The organism is Rhizobium sp. Leaf384, from assembly GCF_001424065.1.
In the GTDB taxonomy this organism is placed as follows: domain Bacteria; phylum Pseudomonadota; class Alphaproteobacteria; order Rhizobiales; family Rhizobiaceae; genus Ferranicluibacter.
Map to the genome: position 1 here is coordinate 1,083,282 of NZ_LMQE01000001.1, position 15,340 is coordinate 1,098,621.

The 15,340-nt window shown below is 62.8% G+C and carries 19 protein-coding genes; 5 read left to right on the top strand and 14 right to left on the bottom strand.

Annotated elements, in window-relative coordinates; genetic code table 11:
• Positions 1-124 precede the first annotated feature (124 nt).
• Complete coding sequence (locus tag ASG25_RS22125) at positions 125-292, bottom strand: DUF1328 domain-containing protein (RefSeq protein ID WP_082475519.1); 168 nt, start codon at positions 290-292, stop codon at positions 125-127.
• Positions 293-555: 263 nt separating this feature from the next.
• Between ASG25_RS22125 and ASG25_RS04970 the strand changes: the two genes are divergently transcribed.
• Positions 556-756, top strand: a complete 201-nt coding sequence (locus ASG25_RS04970; RefSeq protein WP_062470030.1) for a hypothetical protein — start codon at positions 556-558, stop codon at positions 754-756.
• Positions 757-994: 238 nt separating this feature from the next.
• On the opposite strand, the gene ASG25_RS04975 is transcribed toward ASG25_RS04970, so the two are convergent.
• A complete protein-coding gene (locus ASG25_RS04975) occupies positions 995-1,975 on the bottom strand; it encodes a PRC-barrel domain-containing protein (protein WP_062470033.1) in 981 nt (326 codons plus the stop codon).
• Between the two features lie 504 nt (positions 1,976-2,479).
• On the opposite strand from ASG25_RS04975, the gene ASG25_RS22130 reads away from it, so the two are divergent.
• Positions 2,480-2,635, top strand: a complete 156-nt coding sequence (locus ASG25_RS22130) for a DUF3309 family protein (RefSeq protein ID WP_082475520.1) — start codon at positions 2,480-2,482, stop codon at positions 2,633-2,635.
• Positions 2,636-2,691: 56 nt separating this feature from the next.
• Positions 2,692-2,940, top strand: a complete 249-nt coding sequence (locus ASG25_RS04980) for a glycine zipper domain-containing protein (RefSeq protein WP_062470036.1) — start codon at positions 2,692-2,694, stop codon at positions 2,938-2,940.
• A 100-nt stretch (positions 2,941-3,040) separates the two neighbouring features.
• Here the strand turns inward: ASG25_RS04980 and ASG25_RS04985 are convergent, their stop codons facing one another.
• A complete protein-coding gene (locus ASG25_RS04985) occupies positions 3,041-3,226 on the bottom strand; it encodes a NepR family anti-sigma factor (protein ID WP_062470039.1) in 186 nt (61 codons plus the stop codon).
• A 214-nt stretch (positions 3,227-3,440) separates the two neighbouring features.
• Here ASG25_RS04985 and ASG25_RS04990 point away from each other — a divergent pair, with 214 nt between their 5' ends.
• Positions 3,441-4,244 (top strand): response regulator, encoded by an 804-nt coding sequence (locus tag ASG25_RS04990; protein WP_062470042.1) that lies wholly within the window; start codon positions 3,441-3,443, stop codon positions 4,242-4,244.
• Between the two features lie 24 nt (positions 4,245-4,268).
• Here the strand turns inward: ASG25_RS04990 and ASG25_RS04995 are convergent, their stop codons facing one another.
• Positions 4,269-5,396 (bottom strand): AI-2E family transporter, encoded by a 1,128-nt coding sequence (locus tag ASG25_RS04995; RefSeq protein ID WP_244475151.1) that lies wholly within the window; start codon positions 5,394-5,396, stop codon positions 4,269-4,271.
• Between the two features lie 224 nt (positions 5,397-5,620).
• Complete coding sequence (locus ASG25_RS23100) at positions 5,621-5,791, bottom strand: hypothetical protein (RefSeq protein ID WP_092932282.1); 171 nt, start codon at positions 5,789-5,791, stop codon at positions 5,621-5,623.
• A 179-nt stretch (positions 5,792-5,970) separates the two neighbouring features.
• Between ASG25_RS23100 and ASG25_RS05000 the strand changes: the two genes are divergently transcribed.
• The gene (locus ASG25_RS05000) at positions 5,971-6,372 is read left to right on the top strand and encodes a hypothetical protein (protein ID WP_062470045.1); all 402 of its coding nucleotides are present in this window, start codon (positions 5,971-5,973) and stop codon (positions 6,370-6,372) included.
• A 111-nt stretch (positions 6,373-6,483) separates the two neighbouring features.
• Here the strand turns inward: ASG25_RS05000 and ASG25_RS05005 are convergent, their stop codons facing one another.
• From ASG25_RS05005 to ASG25_RS05045, 9 genes are all read right to left on the bottom strand, one after another.
• Positions 6,484-6,828 carry a RidA family protein gene (locus ASG25_RS05005; RefSeq protein ID WP_062470048.1) on the bottom strand — a complete coding sequence of 115 codons (345 nt, stop codon included), beginning with the start codon at positions 6,826-6,828 and terminating at the stop codon, positions 6,484-6,486.
• Between the two features lie 140 nt (positions 6,829-6,968).
• On the bottom strand, positions 6,969-8,336 hold the full coding sequence (locus ASG25_RS05010) for a HAMP domain-containing sensor histidine kinase (protein ID WP_062470051.1): 1,368 nt from the start codon (positions 8,334-8,336) through the stop codon (positions 6,969-6,971).
• Positions 8,333-9,007, bottom strand: a complete 675-nt coding sequence (locus ASG25_RS05015; RefSeq protein WP_062470054.1) for a response regulator transcription factor — start codon at positions 9,005-9,007, stop codon at positions 8,333-8,335. The genes ASG25_RS05010 and ASG25_RS05015 overlap by 4 nt, the downstream gene beginning before the upstream one ends.
• Positions 9,008-9,111: 104 nt before the next feature.
• Positions 9,112-9,411 (bottom strand): PepSY domain-containing protein, encoded by a 300-nt coding sequence (locus ASG25_RS05020; RefSeq protein ID WP_062470057.1) that lies wholly within the window; start codon positions 9,409-9,411, stop codon positions 9,112-9,114.
• A 117-nt stretch (positions 9,412-9,528) separates the two neighbouring features.
• Positions 9,529-10,572, bottom strand: a complete 1,044-nt coding sequence (locus tag ASG25_RS05025) for a peptide ABC transporter ATP-binding protein (RefSeq protein ID WP_082479917.1) — start codon at positions 10,570-10,572, stop codon at positions 9,529-9,531.
• Positions 10,569-11,585 (bottom strand): ABC transporter ATP-binding protein, encoded by a 1,017-nt coding sequence (locus tag ASG25_RS05030; RefSeq protein WP_062470060.1) that lies wholly within the window; start codon positions 11,583-11,585, stop codon positions 10,569-10,571. The genes ASG25_RS05025 and ASG25_RS05030 overlap by 4 nt, the downstream gene beginning before the upstream one ends.
• Positions 11,585-12,508 (bottom strand): ABC transporter permease subunit, encoded by a 924-nt coding sequence (locus ASG25_RS05035; protein WP_062470063.1) that lies wholly within the window; start codon positions 12,506-12,508, stop codon positions 11,585-11,587. The genes ASG25_RS05030 and ASG25_RS05035 overlap by 1 nt, the downstream gene beginning before the upstream one ends.
• 12 nt (positions 12,509-12,520) lie before the next feature.
• Positions 12,521-13,525 carry an ABC transporter permease subunit gene (locus tag ASG25_RS05040; protein WP_062470068.1) on the bottom strand — a complete coding sequence of 335 codons (1,005 nt, stop codon included), beginning with the start codon at positions 13,523-13,525 and terminating at the stop codon, positions 12,521-12,523.
• Between the two features lie 83 nt (positions 13,526-13,608).
• Positions 13,609-15,204, bottom strand: coding sequence for an ABC transporter substrate-binding protein (locus ASG25_RS05045; RefSeq protein ID WP_062470071.1), 1,596 nt, complete (start codon positions 15,202-15,204; stop codon positions 13,609-13,611).
• Positions 15,205-15,340: the final 136 nt, after the last annotated feature.

Genomic DNA, 15,340 nt, shown 5'->3' on the forward strand with positions numbered 1-15,340 from the left:
TTCCCTGCGTTCCGCAACAGGGGCCGGCGCAAATCACCGTGCCACCGCGCGTGTGTCCCGACAAAAAAGGGAGCGGCGAACCGCTCCCCTGTCATGTCTTCCCGTGCCGTCGTCCGCTTGCGTCTCAGGTGTGGCGACGCATGAAGCTCGCGACGATCGAGATGACGAGGAAGGCCAGAAACAGGAAGAAAAGGATCTGGGCGATACCTGCCGATGCTCCGGCAATGCCGCCAAAGCCGAGGACACCCGCAATGATGGCCACGACGAGAAAAACAAGTGCATAGTACAGCATGTCACGCTCCTCCGTTAAAACATGTGGGTGAATGCATTCCTGCTGCCGGTTGTTCCCGTTTCCCGGTCGAGATTTGCTTGAACCCCATCTCTTGCTTCGGAAAGACGAGCGGCTTTCGGGTCCCGTCTGCCGGACAACGTTTAAGTGTTTGTTTACCATAACGGCAACACTGGTTCATTTTGACACGAGATCGCCGCCAATCTTGGGGAACTTCAATGTGCAAGAGGCGTTGAGTTCACAATCGATTGAGGCGAGACACCATCATGACCGTATCGAACGCACATATCTGGAAGTCCGTTGCGGCTTCGGCGCGGCCGGCATCGCGGTCGAATGAGAAGAACCTTCACATCGGACAGACGTTGAAGGATCTCTACTTCAGCGGCAATATGCCGGCGACGGATGGACGATTCGAGCAGCTGCTGCAGCAACTCGACTCCTCCGAAAGCGGCCGCGAGCATCACTGAGACACCGCAACGTTTCCATAAATTCGATGAAAAGGCGGTCCCGTGGGCCGCCTTTTTTTGTTGTCTGCACCAGGCGGATTGCAGAGCCCGAAGGGCCGGACGCTGCATGCCTGGGCGTCATGACACCGCGAAGCCCTGCAGCGCGTTGGGTGAAAAAGGATTCACGCAACGCGCTTAAAGGTCTTGTCTTGAGGCATGTCGTTTCCCGAAACCGCTGCTCGCGTTCGGGCGACATGCATTACGGCTTCGGTGTCGACAGAACGATGCTGGCAGGATCCGCCTTGTAGGCAGCGGCATCATAGGCCGGCTGCGTTTCGAGCTGCTCCTTGGTGAAGGGCGAATAGATCGTCATCGCGCCCTTCGCATCCGCCATGACCTGAATGTTGGCCGCACTCATGGCAACGGGCTTCTGGGCAATGCCGAGGAATCCGCCGACATCGATGATGTAGGCTTCCAGCTTGCCATCCTTGCCAAGGATCACATCGCCGACTTCGCCGATCTTGGTGTCGTCGGCGACCTTGACGGGTGTGCCGATCAGCTTGTCGGCCGACAGCATGGCTGCATCGACAGGCTTCAGCTCCTCGGCCGGCTCGGCCGTGGTCGCGGCATCGGGCGCGAGATCCGGATCAGTCATCTGCGGCGTCGTGCCCGTCTGCGGCACGGAGGGGTCGGCGCCAGCGGCGTCCAAAGGCACCTCGGTGTTTTCAGGCGTCGCCAGCGGCGGCGTTGCACTGTCCCCCGGGGCCGCCGGGGCTGCCGGGGCTCCGGACGTTGCGGCCGTGTCCTTGGTCACGGCACCATCCATCACGGCCTTGCGCTGAAAAGCCGGTGCCTTTTCCAGATCCTGCTTCGTCATGGAGACCACGAGGATCTTCGATCCGTCCCGCTCCGACCAGGAAGCACGGTCGAAATTGACGGCGACATCCTTTTCGCCGATGCCGAGGAAGCCGCCGACACCGATCACCAGCGCTTCCGTCGCGCCGGCCGCGTTGATCACGACGTCCTTGACCTCGCCGATCGCCTCGCCCTCTTCGTCGACGCCGGTATAGACCGTCTTGCCGATCACGTTGGAGGCCAGCATGTCATCGCCGGAAGCTGCGGCCGGTGCGGTTGCGCCCGAAGCGGCCGGGGCAGCCGGTGCTGCGGGGGTCTGCTGCGCCAGAGCCGTTCCGGCGAGCGTTGCGGCAAGAACAGTGCTTGCCAGAAGGGTCTTCAGCATCGGATTGCTCCTTAGATAAGCGATTGTTTGAATGAGGGGCGATTGCGACAACGGGCGTCATTTGCGAAACGCGGCGATGAACGTGATGGAGGTATCGTCGGACTGCGCTCATCGGTGAAGGGAATCATGTGAGAGGCGGGACAGCGTCTCGAGCGCATTCCGGCGGCCGTCATGGCCGACTTTGTGGTGGGTATCAGACCTTCAGGGTCTCGCCGACGCTGGACACGTCGACGATCTCGCACCGGCCAACCCCATTCCACTATCCTCATATTCACACAGCCCCTTCAACGCGGTCGGCGCTGAAAAGGTTCCTGTGCCGGATCGGGATGTGCTGTTGTCATGAGGGACTCTTGTGCCTGCCGGTGATGAAGATGACGCGTGTTCGAACGTCGTCTTCAATGCTGGCGCACGATCCTGTAAAAATCCCGTGATCGCCTTTGGGAACAATATGTGCAAAGCTGCGTTTCAGCTCCGCATTCCGAATGAACCCGAAAAGGAACCGCCATGCTGGGCACAATTCTCGTGATCGTCCTTATTCTCCTGCTGATCGGCGCTCTGCCGACGTGGGGCCACAGCCGGAGCTGGGGTTATGGGCCGTCGGGCGGATTGGGCCTCGTGGTCGTTATCCTTCTTGTCTTGGTCCTCATGGGACGCATCTGAAAACCAAGGCTTTCCCTGAGGGCCATCACCAACATCTTGAACCGGAGGATATCACCATGAAAAAAGCTCTTCTCGCCGTCGCCCTGATCATGCCGCTCGCAGCCTGCACGCAGACCGAACGCGGTGCCGGCATCGGCGCAGCCTCGGGCGCCATCATCGGCGGCGTTGCAACCGGCAACGTTCGCGGCGCAGCTGTCGGCGCAGCCGTCGGCGGTGTTGCTGGCGCCCTGATCGGCCGTGCGAACGAGCCGGGCCGCTGCATCTACCGCGACCGTTACGGCCGCCGCTACACGGCAGCTTGCTGATCGGCCTATCTGGTCACATCAGAAACGGAAAAACGGGCCTCGGCCCGTTTTTTTGTGTCTCGACGTCTTGTGGATTTCAGCGCCGGCATCGGCCACCTGATCAGGCTTTGCGGGCCTTTTCGATGCTGTCCAGCTGTTCGAGGAGATCGAGAAAGACGTCCGGCAAAGGCTCCTCCTCGACCGAACTGTAGAAGGCGCGCAGTTTGGAAACGATCTGGCTGTTCTGGTCGACGGGCTTGGTCCGCTTCGGTGCCAGGCGGTGCTTGGGGTCTGTCATATCCGTCATGTCTTCAGACCGCCTCGTCCATTATTACAAAGCGACCCGTGCCGGTCGCCAGCGTCAGCATCCCCAAGGAAATCACAACGACCTCGTGCTTTGCAATTCTTACCAATCAAACTTTCCACGCGGCAGGAAACATGGTCAAACGTCCCCTGTTCCGACTCGTCGAACGGGCGCAGTCCGTCCGTTTTCGGCGCCAATATATCGAAGGACGTCATTCATGTCACTTTCCATGCGGATCGCCGCTCACCTTCCCTATGTGCGCCGCTTCTCCCGTGCCATCACAGGGTCGCAGACGTCAGGCGATGCCTATGTCGCAGCGGTTCTCGAAGCCCTGATCGCCAATATCGATCTCTTCCCGAAGGCCTCCAGCGATCGGGTCAGCGTCTTCAAGCTCTATTGTTCCCAGTTCGACTCGATCACCATCACGATCGATGAGACTGCGGTCAATTCGCCCTATGCCTGGGAAAAGAAGGCTGCCGCCAATCTCGCGCGAATTTCGCCGGACGCGCGCAAGGCCTTCCTCCTCGTGTCCGTCGAAGGTTTCTCGCAGGAAGAGACCGCCGAAATCCTGGATGTCACGCCGGAGGCCGTTGCCGGGCTGATCCAGCAGGCCTCGCAGGACATTGCCCGTCAGGTCGTGACCGATATCCTGATCATCGAGGATGAACCCCTGATCGCGATGGATATCGAAGACATGGTGCGCAGCCTTGGCCACGGCGTCGCAGGCATTGCGCGCACGCACAGCGAGGCGGTCGATCTCTTCAAGCGGACATCGCCCAAGATGGTGCTGGCCGACATCCAGCTTGCGGATGGCAGCTCCGGGATCGATGCGGTCAACGAGATCCTGAAGACGGCCACGGTGCCGGTGATCTTCATCACGGCGTTTCCCGAGCGCTTGCTGACCGGCGAAAAGCCGGAGCCGGCCTTCCTCGTGACGAAGCCGTTCAATCCCGACATGGTCAAGGCGCTGATCAGCCAGGCACTGTTCTTCAACGAGAATGCGCACGCCGGCGAGGCATGAGATATTGGCCGGCCGGTCGATCGGCTAACCCGGCAGCTGGCGTTCCGGCGGCCGGGTGCGGACCTCGTTGAAAATGGTGAGCCCGATCAGCGCCAACGGCATGGCGAGCATCGCGCCTACCGCACCCCACATCCATGTCCAGAAGATGATGGCAATGAAGATCAGGAACGGATTGATCTCCAGGCGATGACCGAGGATGGCCGGGGTCACCAGGTTTTCCATGACCAGATGCAGCAGGAAGAAACAGATGGCTGGCAACACGGCCATGATCATGCTGTCATGCGTCATCAAGCCGGCGCAGGTCAGCGCGATGGTCATCGCGGTCACCCCGAGATAGGGAATGAAGCTGGAGACGAAGGCGAAAAGGCCCCAGAGAATGGCGCCTGACAGACCCCCGGCGAAAGCGATCACGGCCGTGACCGTGCCGAGCGAGATGTAGATCAGACTGGCCGTCGAGAAATAGAAGCCGACCGCATTCTCCGTGGCATTCATGACGCGGATGGCCGTCAGCCGGCGCTCATGCGTGGCGAAGGCGAGAATGATGGTCTTGCGCAGATGTGTGCGTCCGAGGAGGAACAGGCCGAGCGCTGCAAGGAAGATCAGGGTCTGCACGAAGGCGGGGGTCAGCCCCGTCGCAACGATGCCGAGCATGGCCCCGGCATTCGCCATGACCATATCGGAAACGGCCTTCTCATCGGCTCCGTTGATCGCTCTCCTGACCCATTCGAAGCGTTCGAAGAACGGCAGGAAGCGCTGGATCGAGTCCTCGATCAGCGCTGGCGCTTTCGCGGTCAGCATCGACACCGGCTCGATCAGCGCATTGACGAGGAAGAACACCAGAACGACGAAGATGACGCCGAAGACCAGACCGCCCAGCACCGGCGGCAGGCCGAAGCGCGAGAGACGATCCGCTGCGACGCCGAGGACCATGCCGACCACGATCGCCAGGGTGACCGGCATCAGAATGGATTCAAGCGCATAGATCACGCCCGACATCAGGATGACGAAGGTGCCGACGATGCTCCAGGCAACGACGAGATCAAGGCCGGTTTTCGGATCGACCAAAGCCGTCGCTTCCGAGAGCGGCGGATTTTCGATCTGCGCTTTCTTCTTCGCCTTGAACAAGGCTCGCTCCGGTATGACAGCGTTCACGTCCGACCTCCACTCGCAATGAGCGCGGGCCAGAAGCTGCCGCGATATCCTGCAGGATGTCCCGTTTGCCCGTCCGGTCCGCAAGCCTGCGGCTGTATGACATGACGATCGGGACGCCATACAATGTTCATACGCGTCGAAAGTTCCCGCTATCTGCCCCGCGCCAGGATCTTTCTACCAAAAATGGCAGGTTCCGACAGGCAGGGCACCGAAGCGTTTCCGGATCAGTACTTTTCCGGCGGGAAGATGCGCAGCGTGAGCGAGAAGAGGCCGAGCCCCAGGAGAACGACGAGCAGCGTGTTGGCCACATCGTCGGATGTCGCGGAAACAACGCCGACGGCGAGCGCGGCGCAGACGAGCAGGATCAGGCCGAGCCTCGGCAGCCAGTAAAGCATGGTGACGTCCTTCGATGTTCGGAAATGTGAATTCTGGCCTAACAACGGCAGCATTTGACGAATTGTTCCGAAGCTTTCGCAAAGCTTGCCGGTTGCGGGTGCTGCATGTCGGTCGGCGGGTGATCCGGGGCGTTTCTCACTCCGTACGTTTCCGCAAACGCAACAGAGAGCACGCGACCATGTCCAGACTTGCCTCCACCAGTCTCCTGCTGGCCTTCGGCAGCCTCTTCTTCGCCTCCGTTACCCCTGCTGCTTTTGCGGCCAGCATGACCGAGCCGGAAATCCGCGAGAAGATCGTCGGTCGGACGATCTTTCTTGCAGCACCGATGGGCGGAGAGTTTCCGCTGAACTACCGGACATCGGGGGTGGTCGACGGGGATGGCAAGGCGCTCGGCATCGGCAAGCTCATCCAGCCGAGCGATACGGGCAAGTGGTGGATCGCCGACAACAAGCTCTGCCAGCAGTTCAGCACCTGGTACAAGGGCGCAAAGATGTGTTTTGACCTGACGCTTGTTGGCGACGACAAGGTGAAGTGGGTGCGTGACGACGGCGAGACCGGCGTGGCGCGGATCGGCAACTGACGTCGGCCGAGGCGGCGGCGGAGATGCCCACGTTTTCGGAGCAAAGACCGGGCGAGCGCTCGCTGCCCGGTCCTCGGCTTACCGGTCGTTGACGAACCGGTTGCGGCTTGCTCAGAGCGCCGCGATGACGATGACTTCCACCAGATAGTCCGGCGTCGCCAGCTTGGCCTCGCCCGTGGCGCGCGCCGGCGTGTTGCCCTGCGGCGCCCACTTGTCCCAGACGGCGTTCATCTTCGGAAAATCGGCCATGTCGGCGAGCCAGACCGTGGCGCTGAGGATGCGGGACTTGTCGGTGCCGGCAAGCTCCAGCAGGCGATCGACCGAGGCCAGAGCCTGGCTCGTCTGCGTGGCAACGTCGTCGCCGGCATTGCCGACCTGGCCGGCGAGATAGACGGTGCCGTTGTGTACGACGGCCTGGCTCATGCGCGGGCCGGTTTCGAAGCGTTTGATATCCATCGTGACGTTCCTCTTGCTCGAATAGATGGCGCCGAAGCGCAGACCCGGCGGGCTTACAGGAGAACGCTGCCGAGGAAAACCGCCGTGCGGAACTTCACGGCGTCGCGAAGGTCGAAACCTGGCAGCTTTAGCCGCAAGCCTCAGGCCGCTTCCGGCAGCGGCGGGAACTCCAGCCGCACGCGCGTCCCCTCCCCGGGCTGCGACTCCACCATCAGCGCGGCATCATGCAGTTCGGCGATGCGCTCGACGATCCTCAGGCCCACGCCCAGCGCATCCGAACTCTTGATCCGGCCACCTTCAAGGACATGGCTGGGGGTCCGCCCGAAGCCCGGGCCGTCGTCAGCCACCTCGAGAAGACCGGTTTCGGCCGTGCGGACAGAGATCCGCGTCCCCTTGGGCGTGTGCTTCACGGCATTTTCGACAAGGTTGCTGATCGTGTTTTCCACCAGCGATGGCACGGCACGGATCTCGCCACCGCCGTCCTCGACGAATTCGAGCGTCCGGCCGCTGTTGAACACGAAGGGCGCGAGCTGGGCAACGACATCGCTGGCGAGACCGGCGAGCGAGACTGGCTTGAACGAGGCTGCGTCCACCACGTCGAGCTTGGCGAGCGAGGTCAGCTGCTCCAGCATGTGGGTCAGCGCCTCGAGGTCCTTCTCGGCCTTGCGCGCGCGCGGATCGTCGATCCGCTCCAGCTCCATCCGGACGACGGCGACCGGCGTGCGGATCTCATGGGCGATCGACGTCGAGAAGATTTTCTGGGCCTGGATGAGATCCGCCACGCGGACCAGCAACCGATTGACCGCATTGGCGAAATTGGCGATCTCGCGCGGCATGCCCTCGGTCGAGAGCGGGCTGAAGGCGGCACGGGGATCGATCCGGTCTGCGGCCCTGCCGGCCGCCACCACCGGCTTGAGCGCGCGCCGGACCGACAGAATGGTCGCGCCGGCGACAAGGCCGAACATCAGCGGCATGGGAATGATCAGATGGTCGCGCAATTCGTGCAGGAGCACGCCGGTCACGAACCCGTGGGGGTCGCGCAGGACCGCGAGTTCGACGAAGACCTCCTGCGTGCCGAACCGGAACGAGCGCCCACCCGCCACGCTGAGCGGCTTTCCGGGCGCGATCTCGCGCTGCCAGAAGGTGGGCGGGTTGATTTCGATGGGCAGGAAGTGGCGCTGGCAAAGCGCCTCGCAGTTGGAAAACAACACTTCACCCGTGGAGGTGCGGACCCGCACGAAAATATCGCCGTCGCGCTCGTCGTCGCGCATCGTGTAGCGCTCGGCAAGCGACGGCGGCATGTGGAAGGAGATCCGGTCCTTTGCCACGACGATGCCTTCGGCCAGCGTCTCGGCCTCCTGTCCGATCAGGAACCCGCCGAGATCCGCATCGTTGGACCAGTATTCGGCCAGCACGATGCCGAACTCCAGCATCATGGCGAGCACCGTGAAGGTGACGATGCGCAGCGAGACGATGCCGATCAGCGAGCGATCCCGGACGGTCTTCATGGCGCGGCCTGCAGCATGTAGCCGACGCCCCGCACGGTGACGAGATCCGCACCGGTCTCGAGCGGCAGCAGTTTCTTGCGCAGGCGCGAGACGGCGAGCTCCAGCGCATTGGCCGTCATCTCCTCGCCGAATTCCGACAGAGCGAGTTCGAGCTTGCGCTTCTGCACCACCCGGCCGGCATCGCGCATCAGAAGTTCGGCCAGCGCACGCTCACGCGGCGGCAGTGCCACGATGATCCCGCCGCAGGAGAGTTCCGCCGTGGCCGGATCGTAGCGCAGGTGCCCGCATTCGAGCACCGGCTGCAGCGAGGTCGGGCTGCGCCGCAGCATGGCCCGGCAGCGTGCCAGGAACTCGCGGTGATGGAACGGCTTGACGAGATAGTCGTCCGCCCCGGCATCCAGTCCCTCGATCCGCTCCTCGATCGACCCGCGTGCGGTGATGACGAGGACCGGGAGATCCTTGTAGGTCCTGCGGATCAGGCGCAGCAGCTCGAGACCATTGCCGTCGGGAAGGCCGAGGTCGAGCAGCACGAGGTCATGCTCCCGCCAGGTCAGGGTCACCGTGGCGTCGGCGACCGTCGTCACGACGTCGAGACGCCATCCGGCCTCCCGGACGGTTTCGCCCAGGAGCTCGGCGAGCCGGGGACTGTCTTCAACCAGCAGCAACCGCATGCATCTCGTCTCTTATGTTGGATTGCGGATCGGACACACCGAAACTAGCAGCTTTCGTGCGTCGCGACAGCGCCTCGTCCCGATCTTTCGGGCGTCTTTGGACGCTACTCGGGCGTGCTGCCCATCGACGCCGCGACGACGTCGCCGGTCATCGGGTCCATGACGACATCGGCCTGCAGGCGACGAGACGTCAGCGCCTCGATCTCGTAGCAGGAACCGGCTATCGCGACATGACGGATCTCGGGATATCCCGCGGCCATGGCCTTTCGCGAAATGGCCTCCGGGCTCATCCAGTGCGCCCGCGGCTCCTGCGTGCACTCCGCCGTGCGATCGCCGGCCAGGGCCATGCCGGCCGGCAATGCAACGTGCAGGATGGGAACGACGAGACAGAGCAGGCGGCGCATCAGCAATCTCCAGGGCCGGACCCTGCGGATATGCCGGTCCTTAGCCGTCATATGGCTGTCTGACACCGATCGAACCCTCGGAAATATGCGCCTTCGGACTTACGGCCTGCCCGAATCCTAGGCGGCCGGAGCCGACGGCAGTGCGTCGTCGAGAGGGTGGTAGCAGGCAAAGCGATGATCCGCCGGACCGTCAAGCGCCGGCATCGCCTCGCGGCAGAGATCCGTCGCACGCCAGCAGCGCGGATTGAAGGGACAGCCGCTCGGCGGCTTCAGCGGCGACGGCAGCTCGCCCTGCAGCTGGATGCGCTGACGCGCGCCGTCCGGATTGGCGACCGGCGTCGCCGACAGAAGCGCGGCGGTATAGGGATGCTGCGGATTGGTGAACACGCTTTCCGCGGTGCCGGTCTCCACCGGTCGGCCGAGATACATGACCATGATGTCGTCGGCGATGTGCCGCACGACCGACAAACCATGCGAAATGAACAGATAGGCCAGGCCCATCTCCTTCTGCAGGTCCATCAGCAGATTGAGCACCTGCGCCTGGATCGACAGGTCGAGCGCCGACACCGGCTCGTCCAGCACCAGCACCTTCGGGCGGAGCATGAGCGCGCGGGCGATCGCGATGCGCTGACGCTGGCCGCCGGAGAACATGTGCGGGTAGCGGTCGTAGTGCTCCGGCCGCAAGCCCACCTTCCGCATCATTTCCTCCACCTTGCCGCGCCGCGTGGCGGCATCGTCGGTGGTGTTGATCTTGAGCGGCTCCTCCAGGAGAGACCCGACCTTCTGGCGCGGATTGAGCGAGCCATAGGGGTTCTGGAAGACGATTTGGACAAGGCTGCGCAGCGAGGCGTCGCCGACGCGCGCCGGCTTGCCGTCGATCAGCAATTCGCCGCCGCTTGGATCCTCGATCATCGTGACGAGACGCGCAAGCGTAGACTTGCCACAGCCGCTCTCACCGACCACCGCCAGCGTCCGGCCGGAATGGAGTTCGAAGGACACGCCGTTCAGCGCGCGGACGGTGGCCGCCGGCTTGAACAGGCCGCGCGAGACGGAATAGAAGCGCTGGAGGTCGTGGCCTTCGAGCACCGGCCGGGATGCGGCTACCGTGCCGCCGCTCTGGCGATCGCGGGTCGTGGTTTCGCTGAGTCCGGTCTCGCTCATCGCGCGCCCTCTCCTGCAAGCTCGACGGTCATCGTCGGGTGGTTCTGGGGGATGCCGTCGATCAGCGGATAGTTGCACAGCGCGCGGCCGAGATCTGGCCCCTGGCGCACGACGGAGCGCGAACAGAGATCGGTGGCGAAGGCACAGCGCGGCGAGAACAGACAGCCCTCGGGCCGATCGTGCTGCCCCGGCACGACGCCGAGGATCGACGGAAGACGTTCGCCGATCCGCGCGCGCTCCGGCAGCGATGCGAGAAGTGCCGCGGTGTAGGGATGATGCGGGTCGCGGAACAGCGCTTTCACCGGCTGTTCCTCGACTTTCTGGCCCGCATACTGCACCTGCACGCGCTCGGCGGTTTCGGCCACAACACCCATGTCATGGGTGATCAGCACCAGCGCCATGCCGTTTTCCTTCTGCAGGCGCACCAGCAGGTCGAGGATCTGGGCCTGGATGGTCACGTCGAGCGCCGTCGTCGGCTCGTCGGCGATCAGGAGCTTCGGATTGCAGGACAGCGCCATGGCGATCATGACGCGCTGGCTCATGCCACCCGACATCTGGTGCGGGAAGTTGGACAGGCGATCTTCCGGCGAGGGAATCCCGACCAGCTTCAGGAGCTCGATCGAGCGGGCCCGCCGCGCGGCGCGGTCGAGGCCCATGTGGATGCGCAGGCTTTCGCCCAGCTGGAAGCCGACCGTGAAGCACGGGTTGAGGCTCGACATCGGCTCCTGGAAGATCATCGCCATGTCCTTGCCGATGATCTTGCGTCGGTTGCGGGGCGAGAGCTTCAGGAGGTCCTCGCCATTGAAGGCCATGCGGTCGGCGGTGATCTTCGCCGTCCAGGGCAGAAGCCCCATGACGGCGAGCATGGACACCGACTTGCCCGAGCCGCTTTCCCCGACGATCGACAGGATTTCGCCGGTATCACAGGTGAGCGAGACGCCATCCACCGCGCGGAAGGTGCCGGTGGAGGTCGCGAACTCGACGGTGAGGTTCTGGATATCGAGAAGCGGCATCAGGACCTCTTCAGTTTGGGGTCAAGCGCATCGCGCAGGCCGTCGCCCATCAGGTTGATGGCGAGAACGGTGATGAGAATGGCAAGGCCGGGAAAGGTCACGACCCACCAGGCGCGCTGGATGAATTCGCGCGCTTCGGCAAGCATCGTGCCCCATTCCGGTGTCGGTGGCTGGGCGCCCATGCCAAGGAAGCCGAGGGCGGCGGCATCGAGGATCGCCGCGGAGAAGGCGAGCGTCGCCTGCACGATCAGCGGCGCCAGACAGTTCGGCAGGATGGTGACGAACATGATGCGCAGCGTGCCGGCACCCGCGACCTGGCTGCCGATGACGTAATCCTTGTTGCGCTCCGTCATGACGGAGGCGCGTGTCAGACGGACGAAATGCGGCAGGTTGACAAGCGCGATCGCGATCATCGCGTTGACGAGGCCGGGCCCCAGCACGGCGACGAGGACGAGGGCCAGCAGCAGCGACGGAAACGCCAGGATAATGTCCATCAACCGCATGATGATCGTGTCGACCTTGCCGCGGAAGAAGCCGGCGAGAAGGCCGATGAGCACGCCCGCAACGACGGACAGCGTCACGACGATGAGGCCGACGAACAGCGAAAAGCGCGCCCCGTACATGAGGCGGGTCAGGATATCGCGGCCGACCGGATCGGTTCCGAGAAGATATTCGGCGCGACCGCCATCGGCAAAGGCCGGCGGCAGCAGCAGCACGTCGCGATTCTGGATGATCGGGTCATGCGAGGTGAGCAGCGGCGCAAAGATCGCCATCAGCAGGATGGCGACGAAGATGACGAGCCCGAGCACCGCACCGCGATTGCTGGAAAAATAGAACCAGAACTCGGAAAAGCCCGAGGGTGGCGCGGACGGCGCGGCGGCGGCCGCCGCCGGCGAGACCGATTTGGTTTCGACAGATGACATGGGTCGCCTCTCCTATCGCCGAATACGGGGGTTCGCCCAACCATAGAGCAGGTCGACGATCAGATTGACGAACATGATCACCAGCGTGATCATCATGAGGCCGCCCTGCACGACGGCGTAGTCGCGCTTGAACACGCTGTCGACCATCCACTTGCCGATCCCCGGCCAGGAGAAGATGCTCTCGGTCAGGATCGCGCCGCCCAGGAGCACGCCGATCTGGAGACCGATTGTCGTGATGACGGGGATCATGGCGTTGCGCAGCGCGTGAACGCCGATGATGCGGAAGGGCGACATGCCTTTGGACCGGGCCGTGCGCACATAGTCTTCGCTCAGCACCTCGAGCATGGCGGACCGCGTCTGACGCGCGATGACCGCGAGCGGAATGGTCGCCAGCACGATGGTCGGCAGGATCATATGGCTGACGGCCGAGGCGAAAGCGCCCTTCTGGCCGGACAAGAGACTGTCGATCAGCATGAAGCCGGTCACGGGCGGGAAGAAATAGAGGAACGAGATGCGGCCCGAGACGGGCGTCCAGCCGAGCGTTCCCGAAAAGAAGATGATGAGCAGCAGGCCCCACCAGAAGATCGGCATGGAATAGCCGACGAGGGCCGTTCCCATGATGGTCTGGTCGAGCCAGGTGCCGCGTTTCACCGCCGCCACCACGCCGGCCGGGATCCCGAGACAGACCGCCAGAATGATGGCGCAGATCGCGAGCTCCATGGTCGCGGGGAACAGCGTCATGAAGTCGTCGATGACAGGCCGCTTGGAGATGATCGAGCGCCCGAAATCCCCCTGCAACAGACCGACCAGATAGTCGAAATACTGCACGTACATCGGCCGGTCGAGACCGAGCTCGGCCATGATCTGCGCATGCCGCTCGGGCGCCATGACGCGCTCGCCGGACAGCAGCATGACGGGATCGCCGGGCAGCAGGCGGATGAAGGAAAAAGCGATGATGGATACCCCGACGAAGGTCGGGATGAGGACGGCGAGCCGCCCGAAAATGAAGCGCAGCATGAGCGTTCCGTAAGATTGCAAAACCGGCGGCCCGAAACATTCGGACCGCCGGAGACACCGCAAGAGCGGCAGACGTGGCGATATTACTCGGCGATATCAACGCCGTCGAAGCGATGGATGCCAAGCGGATCCTGGACGTAGCCCGACACCTTCTTGCTCATCGGCATGAAGACGAGGGAATGGTCGATCGTGTTCCAAGGCGCCTCTTTCTTGAAGACGAGCTGGGCCTGCTGGTAGAGCTTGGTGCGCTCTGCCTGATCCGGCGTCAGCTTGGCCTTCTTGACGAGCTCGTCGAACTCCTTGTTGCACCACTGCGCGCGGTTGTTGCCACCGACCGCGGTGCAGCCGAGCAGCGTGTCGAGGAAGTTGTCCGGGTCGCCGTTGTCGCCGGTCCAGCCGAGGATGACGGCACCATCGCGGGCCTTGTCGGAAGACAGCTTGAGATATTCGGCCCATTCGTAGGAGACGATCTCGACCTCGACGCCGATCTTGGCAAGGTCGGCCTGCATGAGCTCGGCCGCACGGCGGGCGTTCAGCATGTAGGGACGCGAGACGGGCATGGCCCAGATCTTCATCTTGAGATTGGAGACGCCAGCGGCCTCGAGCATCTTCTTGGCGGCTTCCGGATCGTACTTGTCGTCCTCGACAGCGTCGTTATAGGACCACATCGTCGGCGGGATCGGGTTCTTGGCAACGGTCGCCGCGCCCTGGAAGACGGCATCGACGATCGCCTGCTTGTTGACGGCCATGTTCAGCGCCTTGCGCACTTCCGGCTTGTCGAACGGCGCAACGAGCGTGTTGTAGGCAAGGTAGGAGACGTTGAGGCCTTCTTCCTTGAGGACCGTCAGGTTCTCATCCTTCTGCAGCTCGGCAACATCGGCCGCGTTCGGATACGGCATGATGTGGCATTCGCCGGCCTTCAGCTTCTGCGCGCGCACGGCAGCGTCGGTCGTGATGGCGAAGACGAGGTCGTCGATCTTCTGCTTGCCGCCCCAATAATCCGGGTTGGCCTTGTAGCGGATGGCAGCGTCGGCCTGGTAGGCGACGAAGGTGTAGGGACCAGTGCCGAGCGGCTGCTGGTTCATCATTTCCATCTTGCCGTCAGCCTGCAGCTTGTCGGCATATTCCTTGGAGTAGATGGAGGCGAAATCCATGCCGAGATTGGCAAGGAACGGCGCTTCGGACTTGTTGAGAACAAATTTGACGGTGAGGTTGTCGACCTTCTCGATCGACTTGATCAGCTCGGGAAAGCCCATGCCGCTGAAGTATTCGTAGCTGGCGCCGGCAACATACTTGTTCCAGGGATTGTCGGCCTTGTACTGGCGCTCGAACGAGAAGATGACGTCGTCGGCATTCAGGTCGCGGGTCGGGGTGAAGAAGTCCGTGGTCTGAAACTTGACGCCCGGACGCAGCTTGAACGTATATTCGGTACCGTCGGCTGACATATCCCAGCTCGCGGCAAGGCCCGGTTCGATCTCCGTGCTGCCTTTCTTAAACTCGACGAGGCGGTTGTAGACCGTGCGCGAGGAGGCGTCGAAGGTGGTGCCGGCCGTATAGAGCGCGGAGTCGAAACCTTCGGGCGAGCCTTCGGAGCAATAAACCAGCGTCTTCGACCAGGCACTGCCGGCCATCAGCGTGACGACCGCCGTCGCCGCGAGAAGAGTAGAGAGCTTTTTCATCACCGTTTTTCCCAGTTTTCTTGTGTTCTCTTGAAGCGTTCTTATCTGCAAATGATCCGGATCGCAGCCGCAACCGGTCAGACCGGAAGGGAACGACATTTGCTTCGGCATTGCAATAACCCGCTCCGTTCTTTTG